Raw genomic sequence first — 10,995 nt, 5'->3', positions numbered from 1 at the left:
TTATCGAATTAACTGCCCATTCGCAAATTAAGTGCTGGCGTAAGCATCTGAAATCATTGAAGCATGATTCTCATCATTAAGTGCCGAGCGACACCTCCAAAATGGGCCTTCGTGAAGGGAACAGCTTTCGGCGCGGCGACGGAAAGCTTGAACCCGGAAGCTGATTTGACCATTGCCAGCAATTCACTGGCATCAGCCTCAGTTAGGTCGTTGCTGGTGGCGAGGCGTCTTAAAGCGTCTTGCTTCCAGGGCGAGAGCTTATTTGACCATTCCAGAACGTCATCGATCGGCTCCCCAGCCATTGTCTTCCCCCCAAACGCGATTCTTTATTCTTCTCATATTTCCTGCGAATAGTCTGATTGCATCCACATAATTCGATATCACGCCTGCCGATCTGCACGTAAACTCCAGGCGAGAGGGTAACGATTGGGTTAGGGCACGGTGGCATATCGATTCGTACATGCTGCAGACATCCATTTGGACTCGCCCCTACGCTCGCTTGCTCTACGCGATCCCGATCTAGCGGAACTGATCGGCAATGCGACCCGGCGCGCTTTCGTTCGGATCATCGATCTTTGCCTCGAGGAACAGGTCGATGCGCTTCTAATCGCTGGCGATCTCTATGACGGCGACCAAACCTCGATGAAGACGGCCCGCTTTCTCGCCGAGCAGCTCCGGCGCCTGGACGAAGCGGGGATCATGACGTTTATCATCCGCGGCAATCACGATGCCATATCGAAACTAACCAATGAACTGACCCTTCCTGACCTTGTTACCGTCTTTACCGGCAGAGCTGAGGCCATTGAGATCGATCGCCGCCGTGGCAGCGTTCCGGTCGTGGTGCATGGATTGAGCTTTGCGCAGCGGCACGCTCCCGATAGCCTGCTTGGTCGATACAAGCCTGTCGTCGAGGGTGCGATCAACATCGGCCTGCTGCATACGAGTCTCGGCGGTGCGCCCGGTCACGACCTCTATTCCCCCTGCAGCGTTGCCGATTTGACGGCGACAGGTTTCAACTATTGGGCGCTCGGCCATATCCATAAACGCTCTGCTGTGGAGGGGGCGTGTGCGATCGTGATGCCTGGTATCCCGCAGGGCAGGGACATCAACGAGGCCGGCCCGAAATCCGTGACGCTTGTGACCATTCAGGATGATCGTTCGATCCATATCGAAGAGCGCACCACCAGCATCGCCCAGTTTGAACGGGCTGTAGTTGATGCGATCGGAGTAACGGACTGGCGCGAGCTGGTGTCGGCCATCGCGCGAACATTAGAAAAGGAACGCAGCGGAGCAGTGTCCGATCAGCTTGTCATACGCCTGCGGATAGAGGGCGCAAGTCAGCTTGCCTGGCGAATCCGTCGGGACGCGGATCTGCTGAAAACGGAGGCTGACGACAGGGCCTCGGTCATCGGATCTTGCTGGGTCGAAAAGCTGGAGATCGCCTGCGAACCGCCGACAACGGATGCCGAGTCATCGGGTGACCCACTTTCCGAACTCCATCGTCTGATTGCGGACGATGTTCTCGAGTCCGATAGCTTTCGGGCGGAACTTCGGAGCATGGCCGAGGAAATAAGGGGACAGCTTCCGCAGGAGTGCCGGGACGCTTTTGGGGACTCCGAAGCATCGTTTGACGAGACGCTGGCTTTGCTTGGGCGTGACGGAGCCGAGGACGTGGTGGCCCGTCTCGAGACCGACCGGGACGGCGGTTGAACCATGCGCTTGCATCGCCTCGACCTGACCCGGTACGGAAAGTTCACGAACCATAGCATCGATTTCGGCGAACGGCCCGATGGGCAGCCGGACCTGCACGTCATCTATGGGCCGAACGAAGCGGGAAAGTCGACCGCATTCACGGGATTTCTCGATCTTTTGTTCGGCATAGGCACGCAAAGCCCGTTCGCTTTCCTCCATCCCTATTCAACCATGCGCATCGGCGGGTTGCTGGAGTTCGGTGCCGAGACGCGCGAATTCGTGCGCATAAAGCGCCCGCAGAATAGTCTACTCGACGCGGAGGAGCGCCCGATCCCGGAAAGTGCCGTTCGTGGAGAACTCGGCGGGATCGAGCGTGAGGCCTATCGTACCATGTTCTCGCTTGACGACGAGACACTCGAGAAGGGCGGCGAGAGCATCTTGGCGAGCAAGGGGGATCTCGGACAATTGCTGTTCTCGGCAAGCTCCGGTCTTGCACGCTTCAGCGACAAACTCCTCGATCTCAGGAATGAGGCAGATGGCTTCTACAAATACCGTGCCCGCAGCGGGGTGCTCACGGAGCTGAAAGCGCGCCTGGCGGAACTGAAGGCGGAGCGGGAACAATTCGATACCTTGGCATCGGATCATGCGCGGCTCGTTGAAGCGCGGGACCGGTCGAGGACGCACTATGACGAGGCGGGCGCCGAGCGCACCCGAACCCAGGCACGTATCAACGAGATTCAGGGTTATCTCATCGCGCTACCGCGACTGGCGGCGCTCCGCAGCATTCGCGAGCAACTCGCTATGGTTGCGGATGTGCCCGAAGCGCCGCCAGCGTGGGCAAGCGAATTGCCAGGTTTGCAGAAGGAGGAGATTGAGCTTGGCGTTCAGTCGACCGCCATAACCGAGGACATCACTCGGCTTGAGGCCGAAATTGCGGCGATCACAGTGGACGAGGCTGCGCTGCGGCTTGCCGAGCGGGTGGACAGGCTCGCCGACCTGCGTGCTCGCCATGTGACGGCCGAGAAGGACATCCCCGAGAGGCGGCTACAACAGCGCGAAATCGATCGCTCCATTTCGACGATTCTTGATCGCATCGAGCGGGAAGGAGAAGCCGAACCCCGTCGCCTCGTGCTGACGACCACCACCGCCGGCCGGCTGCGCGAGCTTGTCGAAGCCCGTTCAGGAATCGACGCAGAACTCCGGAATGCTGGGAAAGAGCTCGCGGAAGCACGCCGTCGTCTTGGGGAGGTTGCGGAAGCGTTACCCGTGACCGGCGACAACGCGCAAGCGACGCCCGAGCGAGATCGATCGATTGCTGAACTTGCGAGCACATTGGAGGCGATGCGTTCTGCCGATCACCGTGTCCGGCAGCACGTAGCCGAACGCGCTCGCGCCGCAGCGCTGGAAATACTCGCAGATCGCCTGTCGGTGCTGCGCCCCTGGCAGGGCGGGGCTGACGATCTCGCCCTCATGTCATGCCCGAGTTCCGAAACGGTGCGACGCTGGAAGGCTGAGTGCGCCGCCGCGGAGGCAGTGCTTGCCCGGCAGGAAAATGAGATCGAGCGGCTGACCACCCAGCTCCGACACCTGGAAGCAGAATGCATAGGCTTCTCTTCTGTCACGGGCGTTGTGACCGACCAGGAGGCGGCCGAGATTCGTATGTCGCGTGAGCAGGCATGGGCTGCGCACCGGCATACTCTCGACTTCGCGACAGCTGACCTGTTCGAGGCGGCTTTGCGTCGCGACGATATCGTCAATGCCGGGCGTGTGTCGCATATGTCCGATCTGGCGAAGCTGCACCAGAACGGCCAAGTTCTCACCGTTGCACGGGCCGATCTCGAGCGAGCGGTTGAGTTGAAGGACGCTGCCGTTGTTGCATTGGGCGATCTCGATGCGCAAGTAGCGATCGCGGTCCGCGCCATGTCGCCGTTTCCTACTTTGTCGCCTTTGTTGCCGGAGCTTGAGGATTGGCTGGCTCGCCGTGAAAAGGCTCTCGAGTCGCGGGATGCAGTCAGGGGCGCCGAACGGGATGTTCTTGCGGCGCAGGTTGATGCCGATGCTGCGACGGCGCGGCTGCATACTGCGCTCGGCCGTGCCGGCCAGCCTCAGAAGCCTGATGCGGATTTCGACACGCTGCTCGCCAATGCCCAGGCGCTGCTCGACCGAGAGACCGAGCAGCGCCGCCTGCGAGCCAATCTGGAGGACCGTCACCGGGACGTGGCCTCGCGCGAGCGTGCAGCCGAACGGATCGAAGCTGAGGAGAAGGTCTGGGACAACGCATGGGCCGTGGCTTGCCGCGGCTGCTGGCTCGGTGAGGCAGCCGAGATCCCAACCATTGGCGTCGTTCGTGAAATCCTGATCGCGATCGCCGATCTTGCGCCGGCGATCGAGAAGCGGGAAGGCCTCGTCGACCGCATCGAGAAGATGGAGAAGGATCAAGCCTCGTTCCGAGAAGAGGTGTTGGCCCTCGCTGAAACGTTGGGCGTGCCGGCCGGCACTGCGCCTGTAATTGAACTGGCGCAGCGTATTGGCGAGAAGATCCGGGAAGCCGAAGCCGAAAGCGACCGCCGGAAGAGGGCCGTCGATCGGTTGGAGCAGGTAAAAGAACGCCAGCGCTTGCTCGCCGAAAAATCAGCGATCCACGAAGAGCAGAAGCGTCGAATGACGGATTTTTTCGGCGTGCCGTCTTTGACGAAGGTGGCCAGCTGTCTGGCAGATGTCGCGCGGCGACTGGAGCTTGGTGGTCAGGCCGAGGCGGCTGAGCGCGAAATCTTGGAGGCTGCTCACGTTCCCGATCTTGTCTCCGTCGAGGTCGCACTCGCTGCTGCGGACCGGTCGGCGTTGGAGGCGGAACTGATTGACTTGAACGCCCGGGCTGAGGATCAGGACCGGCGCTGTCACGAACTCTTTGCGACGTGGTCGGCGGCGCGCTCTGAGGTAGAGGCGATCGGCGGCGACGCCAGAGTGGCGGCTATCGAGGAACGCCGACGCACGACGCTGCTGGAAATTGAAGATGGCGCGACGCGCTATCTTCGACTTCGGGCCGGTATCGCGGCCACGGAGCACGCACTCGCCACCTATCGTGAGCGCCATCGCAGCTCCATGATGACGCGCGCCTCGGCGGCGTTCCGTACCATCAGCCGTGGTGCCTATACCGGACTTGCCGCCCAGCCTGGCAAGGACGGCGAGATGCTCATTGCACTTTCGGACGCCGGGGGTTCGAAAGCCGCCAACGAGCTCTCCAAAGGTACGCGCTTTCAGCTCTATCTCGCGTTGCGCGTTGCCGGATATCACGAGTTCGTACAAGCCCGCAGCCCGGTACCGTTTGTCGCCGATGACATCATGGAGACTTTCGACGACTTTCGGGCGGAGGAGGCCTTTCGCCTGTTTGCAGAGATGGCGGTGAACGGTCAGGTGATCTATCTCACCCATCACCATCATCTGTGCGAGATCGCGCAACGGGTTTGCCCAGTAGTGCGTCTGCATCGCCTGGGTGAAACCACAGAAGCGGGCCAGACCGCCTGACGGATTGAGGGCGGAGAAGAACGTAGTCCTCTCAACAGCCTCGAAGGATCAGAAAGCGGCGCCGTTTACATAAGTACGTTTGGCGTTTGAGGGTGTGTCCACGATGCTCGCCTCGATAGGAGGCACCGAACTCCCACATTTTGCCTGACCGCTGCTGGCAGGCGGCCCTACGGATACTTCCACGGCATGGCTGACGTCGTGGTGCTCGGCCCGCTTGCCTAGTGGGGCACGTGGTTTTTCGCGCGGCCAGTGAGGGTGAACGTCATTCCCGCGCAGATGTGGCATGCTGATCCCGCCGGAAGACATATCAAAGAAGCGCGAAGATCACCGCTCCCAGAGTGACCGCGAGCACGGCCAGGCTCGGCACCATCACGGCGACGCCGGAGGCGAAGGCCAGCCCGGCCACCCAGTCGAATGGCTTGTCAACGATACGCGTCATGGGGCGCTCCTCTAATGCTCTCGAGTTGTGATGATGCGCCTGCGCAGTCTGTTCCAGCCGCTGTGTCGGACGATTTGCGTGCCGCCACGGGATCATCGGGAAGTGGCCGCTCGCCGGCTTCCGACAAAAGCACCCGCTCGGCCGCGCCATCGAGATCCTCGAGCTGGCCGCTCTTCATCGACCATAGGAAGGCGAGCAACCCCACCAGCCCCATGGCGAGCCCTACGAGGACGAGCCAGATCGCGTAGCCCATCATGCCGCCTCGGCGAGCGGCAGCGGAGAACCGGTCTCGGACCGGGCGCCGATCGACACATGTCTGGCCGAGAGGCGCAACGCGTTGCCGACGACCAGCACGGACGATGCCGACATGGCGATGGCGGCGATCAGCGGCGTGACGTAGCCGGCCACGGCTATCGGCACAACGACGATGTTGTAGGCGACAGCCAACGCCATGTTCTGGCGAACGAGCCTGTTGGCCGCCCTTGCGATGCCGACCGCCTGCGGGACGGCTTCGAGGCTCGCGCCGAGAAAAACCATATCGGCGGCGTTGCGGCCGATGTCAGAGGCGGTCGACGGGGCAATCGACACGTGCGCGGCGGCAAGCGCCGGCGCATCGTTCAGCCCGTCGCCAATCATCAACACCTTACGCCCTTCCGCAGCGAGCCTGTTGAGCCGTCTGACCTTGTCTTCAGGCAGAGCTCCGCTCGTCGTCCGGCGGATACCGATCGCTGCGGCGACGCGCTCAACCTCCGGCGCACGGTCGCCCGACAGAACCTCCGTCTCCACGCGGCTCGAAGCAAGGCTCTGAACCGCAGCCGCCGCACCTGGACGTATACGGTCGGCCACAAAGAAAGCGCCCACCGGTTGCCCGTCGCGCGAGAGCCATGCGGCGGCCTCAGCAACCGACGAAGTCTCGCCGTCCAGAACCCACTCCTTACGACCCAGCCGGTAGGTGTGACCACCGACGATACCCTCCAGGCCCATTCCCGCAACCTCTCGGGTCGCGATCGCCAGGCTGGCATCCGGGCGCATCGCTGCAACCGCGCGTGAAACCGGATGGCGCGAGGCGGCCGCGAGCGCGACGGCCGCTTCGAGGTCGGCTTCGGCAACTGTGTGACGCGTCACGGCGGGCGTGCCCATGGTCAGCGTCCCAGTCTTGTCGAATACGGCGTGGTCGACCTCCGCCAGTCGCTCCAGCGCGCTGCCGTCCTTGATGGCGATGCCGCGCTCGAACAGGCGGCGGGCCGCGACGACCTGCACCATCGGCACGGCGAGCCCTAGCGCGCAGGGGCAGGTGATGATCAGCACCGCGATGGCGATGGTCAGCGAAAGGTAGACGTCTCCGGTCGCGGCTATCCACCCGACGGCCGTCAGCAGCGCCAGCGTGTGAATTACCGGCGAGTAGAGCGCCGCTGCGCGATCCGCGATGCGGCGATAGCGGGCGCGGCCGCCCTCCGCAGCCTCCATCAGCCGAACCATGTCGGCGAGGAAGGAGTCCCGCGGGCGGCGCTCGACCCTGACCACCAGCGCGCCGTCCAGGCTGAGCGCGCCCGACAACACCGCTGCGCCGGGGCCGACAGTCTCAGGCGCGGCTTCTCCGGTGACGATCGACAAGTCCAGCGTGCTTGTGCCGGAAACAACCGTTCCATCGGAGGGAATCCGGTCGCCTACGGCGATGTGCAGCATGTCGCCGACGGAAATTGATGCGAGCGGACGATAGTTGCGGCTGCCGTCCGCCTCCAGAACGGTTGCCCCGCGCGGCATCATCCGGGCGAGCCCGGTGACGGCTGTCCGCGCCTTGGAACGCATGGCGTGGTCCAGTGTCCGCCCGGCGAGCAGGAAGAAGATCAGCGAGGTGACGGCATCGAAATAGGCGTGTCGCGCCCCCGTGGCCGTGTCGTAAAGGCTGAGCGCAAGGGTGAGCAGGATACCGACCGAAATCGGCACGTCCATGTTCGATCGGCCGGCCTTGAGGACTGCCCAGGCGGAATTGAAGAACACGCGTCCGGAGTAGGCGACGGCGGGCACCGCTACCAGCGCCGAGATTAAATGGAACATGTTTCTTGCAGCGGCGTCCGAGCCCGACCATACCGAGATCGACAGCATCATGATGTTCATCGCCGCGAAACCGGCGACCGCGGTGGCGCGGAGCAGCCGCGACATTTCCGCGTCTCGTTCCGCCGCGTCGGCACTGCACAAGGTCGCTTCGTGCCCCGCGCGCCGCAGCGCCGCGATCATGTCCGGCACGGGCCCGTCAGTGCGCCACTTCACCGAGACGCGCTTCGCTGTCAGATTGACGCGGGCAAAAGCCACCTCCGGCAGTTCGGCGAGCGCGCCTTCGATGCCGGCGATGCAGGCGCCGCAGTGAGCCTGCGGTACCGAAAGATCGGTCTGGGTGAGACCGTCGCCGAGGTCGCGGCTGGCAAGCCTGATCTCTTCGGACGGGACGTCGCGCCCCGGTCCAATCATCAGGGCGGCTTCGCTTGCCGGTGCGCAGCAGGTCACTCCACTATGCCTTCTCCGGCTGCGCGATATCGCGGTAGGCGTGCCATGTGGCATGGCCGAGGAGCGGAAAGATCAGGATCAAGCCTGTGAGCCCCGTCGCCAACGATATCGCGAACAGCGCGAGCACCATGGCGCCCCAGGCAAGCATCGGCGGCAGGTTGTTCCAGACCAGCCGCATGCTCGTGCCCATGGCGGTCATGGCGTCGACCCGCCGTTCCAGTTGCATCGGCACGGAGAACACGCTGACGGCGAAGGCGAAAGCCGCGAACAGCCCGCCGACCGACATGCCAACGGCCAGCATCAGCCAACCATATGGTGTGCCGAAGAGCATGCCGGCGATGTGCTCGAGCCCCGGGAAAGGCGTGACGCCGAAGAAGATCGCGTAAATAAACACGGCGGCGCGCATCCAAAGGAGCATCAGCAGGCAGAGCATCAGTCCGGTGAAGAACACCTGTTTGCCGGACTGCGGCCGAACGGCCAGCATCTGCGCGAGCCCGACGGTCCACCGCGCTTCGAGTGCCCGGCTTTTCTCGTAGAGGCCGATGGCAAGGAAAGGAGCCACGATCATGAAGCCGGCAAGCGCGGGAAACAGGATGTAGTCGCTGGCGAAGGCGAAGAGAATCCAGACCAGGAGCCACGAGACCAGGGTTACGCCAAGCCCGTAGGCAAGGCTGGCCGCTGGCCGGTGCCACAGGTCCTTCCAGCCGGCTAAGAGCCAACGGAAACCGACCATCAAGGGGAGATTGCGCTGCAGGCGAGGATCGCGCGTTTCGCCGATGCCGGAGGTCTCGTTCAGCAGCCAGTAGGACTTGTCGGTCTCGCTCATCCGGGTTGTTCCTCAGCATGCCGACTTGGCGGCGCGATAGTCGTGGTTCCCATCCGCACCCTTCGAATGCGGCACGCAGTCCGGTTGCGAGGTGAAAGCGACGTAGGCCAGGTGCGCATTGGCGCCGACGAAAACAAGCAGTCCCCCTGCAACCGCGGCCCAGACCAGCCGGCGCAGGCGCGGAGCAGGGTGGAGGCTCGCGTTCATGGCTGCCTCCTGCCAAGATCGTGGACATAGAGTGCCAGCGTCCTCATGTCCGTGGTCGTCAGACGCTCGTCCCAGGTCGGCATGTGGCCCTCGCGGCCCCCATGCACCGAGTTGATGATGGTCTGTAGATCTCCTCCGTATACCCAGCGATCGTCTGTCAGGTTCGGTGCGCCCATATCGCGGTTCCCGGCGGCGTTGTCTCCGTGGCAGGAGGCGCAGTTGGCCGCAAAGACTTCTCTTCCGGCCTCGATTGTCGCCACATTCTGCTCCGTGGAGTAATCCGGATTGCTCAGCGAGTAGACATAGGTGGCGACGTTCCTGACCTGTTCACGCTCGAGCATGCCGTCGCGGCCGAAAGCCGGCATCATCGCGATGCGGCTGTCGGAATGGCGGGAGTTGATGCCGACGCGCATCGTCTGCTCGATCAGCTCCGGCCCGCCGCCCCACAGCCAGTCGTCGTCGGTCAGGTCGGGATAGCCTGCGCGGCCACGGCCGTCGGTCCCGTGGCAGGCGGCGCAGTTATCCCCGAAAAGCTGCCGTCCAGCGCCGCGGACCACCGTCATCAACTGTTCGTCGGCCAGGATCGTGTCGTAGGGCTCGCTCTCCAGGCGTCGGGTGATGGCAGCACGCTCCTCCCGCGCCGCGACGATCTGGGCTTCGACGGTGGTTTTTTGGTCAACGCCGAGCAGACCTTTCGTGTAGGTCGTACCGAGCGGCCATGCCGGGACGAAGAACCACCAGGCGATCGCCCAGATATGTGTGACGATCAGGAACATCAGCACGCCTCGCGGTATGGGCGTGTCCAGTTCCTTGATGCCGTTCCATTCGTGGCCGGTTGTCTCGCGGCCGGTGACGGAATCGCGTTCTTCTATCGCCATGGCTTATCGTCCTGGTCGAGAATGCTGGTCTTGGCGCGCGTGAAGTGTTTCCGGTTCGACGGCCAGAACGCGTAGACGACCACGCAGAGGAAGAAGCCCATCAGGTAGAACAGGCCCCAGCTCTTGGAGAAGGCGACGAGCGTGTCGTAGTCGAGATCCATCGCGCTGCCTCAGTCGTTTGGATCGGGCGCTTCCTGCGGCGCCACGGTGTTCTGGTAGGCGGCCTCGGTCAGGCGGCCGAGCACCTGCAGATAGGCGACCAGCGCGTCCATCTCGGTGAGCTGGGTCGCCACCCCGTCGAATGCGCTCATTTCGGTGGCGTCTCCATATCGCTCGGTGACGCCGGCGGCGAAGTCGCTGTCGGGAGCGGCCTGGCCGTAGGCATCCCGTGCCGCGTTCTCGACCATCTCGTCGGTATAGGGCACGCCGAGCGTCTTCTGGACCCGGAGGTGGTCTGCGAGTTCATCCGTGCGCAACGCCGTGCGGCCGAGAAAACCGTATGCCGGCATATTGGATTCCGGGACGACATCGCGCGGGTTGATCAGATGCGCGACATGCCATGCATCGGAATATTTGCCGCCGATCCGGGCGAGGTCCGGCCCGGTCCGCTTGGATCCCCATAGCATCGGCCGGTCGTATTTGGATTCGACCGCCAGCGAATAGGGACCGTAGCGCTCGACCTCGTCACGCAGCGTGCGGATCATCTGGCTGTGGCAGGCATAGCAGCCCTCGCGCACGTAGATATTTCGGCCGGCCAGTTCGAGCGGTGTGTAGACCCGCATGTCAGGTGCCTCCTCGACCGTTTCGTCGATGGTGAAGAGGGGCGCGATCTCGACGATGCCGCCGACGCTCGCCGCCGCGATGATCGCCAGGACAAAGCCGATGGCCGACCGTTCAAGCTTGCGGTGGAAAAGTTCCGGCAT

General features: G+C 63.2%; 11 protein-coding genes. 2 read left to right on the top strand and 9 right to left on the bottom strand.

Annotated features, from left to right (window positions below; genetic code table 11):
• Positions 1-53 precede the first annotated feature (53 nt).
• On the bottom strand, positions 54-302 hold the full coding sequence (locus GGR00_RS17995; RefSeq protein ID WP_184700241.1) for a hypothetical protein: 249 nt from the start codon (positions 300-302) through the stop codon (positions 54-56).
• Between the two features lie 139 nt (positions 303-441).
• Here GGR00_RS17995 and GGR00_RS17990 point away from each other — a divergent pair, with 139 nt between their 5' ends.
• Together GGR00_RS17990 and GGR00_RS17985 are read left to right on the top strand one after the other, a co-directional pair.
• Entirely contained in the window at positions 442-1,710 is a 1,269-nt protein-coding gene (locus GGR00_RS17990; RefSeq protein WP_184700240.1) for a metallophosphoesterase, read from the top strand.
• A gap of 3 nt (positions 1,711-1,713) precedes the next feature.
• Positions 1,714-5,217, top strand: a complete 3,504-nt coding sequence (locus tag GGR00_RS17985; RefSeq protein WP_184700239.1) for an ATP-binding protein — start codon at positions 1,714-1,716, stop codon at positions 5,215-5,217.
• A 307-nt stretch (positions 5,218-5,524) separates the two neighbouring features.
• Here GGR00_RS17985 and GGR00_RS28515 read toward each other — a convergent pair whose 3' ends face one another.
• Genes GGR00_RS28515 through ccoO form a run of 8 tightly spaced genes read right to left on the bottom strand, consistent with a single transcriptional unit; the run spans position 5,525 to position 10,995 of the window.
• Positions 5,525-5,656 (bottom strand): hypothetical protein, encoded by a 132-nt coding sequence (locus GGR00_RS28515; protein WP_281389260.1) that lies wholly within the window; start codon positions 5,654-5,656, stop codon positions 5,525-5,527.
• Positions 5,640-5,912 (bottom strand): cbb3-type cytochrome oxidase assembly protein CcoS, encoded by a 273-nt coding sequence (gene ccoS, locus GGR00_RS17980; protein WP_377864009.1) that lies wholly within the window; start codon positions 5,910-5,912, stop codon positions 5,640-5,642. Before ccoS ends, GGR00_RS28515 begins: the two co-directional genes overlap by 17 nt.
• A complete protein-coding gene (locus tag GGR00_RS17975; RefSeq protein WP_246441453.1) occupies positions 5,909-8,125 on the bottom strand; it encodes a heavy metal translocating P-type ATPase in 2,217 nt (738 codons plus the stop codon). The genes ccoS and GGR00_RS17975 overlap by 4 nt, the downstream gene beginning before the upstream one ends.
• A 40-nt stretch (positions 8,126-8,165) precedes the next feature.
• Positions 8,166-8,987, bottom strand: coding sequence for a DUF2189 domain-containing protein (locus GGR00_RS17970; protein WP_184700237.1), 822 nt, complete (start codon positions 8,985-8,987; stop codon positions 8,166-8,168).
• Positions 8,988-8,999: 12 nt separating this feature from the next.
• Positions 9,000-9,194, bottom strand: a complete 195-nt coding sequence (locus GGR00_RS17965; protein WP_184700264.1) for a hypothetical protein — start codon at positions 9,192-9,194, stop codon at positions 9,000-9,002.
• Positions 9,191-10,072, bottom strand: a complete 882-nt coding sequence (gene ccoP / locus GGR00_RS17960) for a cytochrome-c oxidase, cbb3-type subunit III (RefSeq protein ID WP_184700236.1) — start codon at positions 10,070-10,072, stop codon at positions 9,191-9,193. Before ccoP ends, GGR00_RS17965 begins: the two co-directional genes overlap by 4 nt.
• The gene (locus tag GGR00_RS17955; RefSeq protein ID WP_184700235.1) at positions 10,063-10,233 is read right to left on the bottom strand and encodes a cbb3-type cytochrome c oxidase subunit 3; all 171 of its coding nucleotides are present in this window, start codon (positions 10,231-10,233) and stop codon (positions 10,063-10,065) included. The genes ccoP and GGR00_RS17955 overlap by 10 nt, the downstream gene beginning before the upstream one ends.
• Positions 10,234-10,242: 9 nt before the next feature.
• Positions 10,243-10,995: a cytochrome-c oxidase, cbb3-type subunit II gene (gene ccoO / locus GGR00_RS17950; RefSeq protein WP_184700234.1), complete on the bottom strand. Its 753-nt coding sequence runs from the start codon at positions 10,993-10,995 to the stop codon at positions 10,243-10,245.

The sequence above is a fragment of the Aminobacter aganoensis genome (assembly GCF_014206975.1).
Lineage (GTDB): Bacteria > Pseudomonadota > Alphaproteobacteria > Rhizobiales > Rhizobiaceae > Aminobacter > Aminobacter aganoensis.
Note: the sequence above shows the minus strand (reverse complement) of the source record. Positions and strands in the feature narration are given on the sequence as shown.

Bases quoted from the DNA above. Each gene is read 5' to 3' on its own strand.
- GGR00_RS17985 (WP_184700239.1), top strand. From the start codon at position 1,714: ATGCGCTTGCATCGCCTCGACCTGACCCGGTACGGAAAGTTCACGAAC.
- GGR00_RS17995 (WP_184700241.1), bottom strand. From the start codon at position 302: ATGGCTGGGGAGCCGATCGATGACGTTCTGGAATGGTCAAATAAGCTC.
- ccoS (WP_377864009.1), bottom strand. From the start codon at position 5,912: ATGATGGGCTACGCGATCTGGCTCGTCCTCGTAGGGCTCGCCATGGGG.
- GGR00_RS17975 (WP_246441453.1), bottom strand. From the start codon at position 8,125: ATGATTGGACCGGGGCGCGACGTCCCGTCCGAAGAGATCAGGCTTGCC.
- ccoO (WP_184700234.1), bottom strand. From the start codon at position 10,995: ATGCCGGAACTTTTCCACCGCAAGCTTGAACGGTCGGCCATCGGCTTT.
- GGR00_RS17965 (WP_184700264.1), bottom strand. From the start codon at position 9,194: ATGAACGCGAGCCTCCACCCTGCTCCGCGCCTGCGCCGGCTGGTCTGG.
- ccoP (WP_184700236.1), bottom strand. From the start codon at position 10,072: ATGGCGATAGAAGAACGCGATTCCGTCACCGGCCGCGAGACAACCGGC.
- GGR00_RS17955 (WP_184700235.1), bottom strand. From the start codon at position 10,233: ATGGATCTCGACTACGACACGCTCGTCGCCTTCTCCAAGAGCTGGGGC.
- GGR00_RS17970 (WP_184700237.1), bottom strand. From the start codon at position 8,987: ATGAGCGAGACCGACAAGTCCTACTGGCTGCTGAACGAGACCTCCGGC.
- GGR00_RS28515 (WP_281389260.1), bottom strand. From the start codon at position 5,656: ATGACGCGTATCGTTGACAAGCCATTCGACTGGGTGGCCGGGCTGGCC.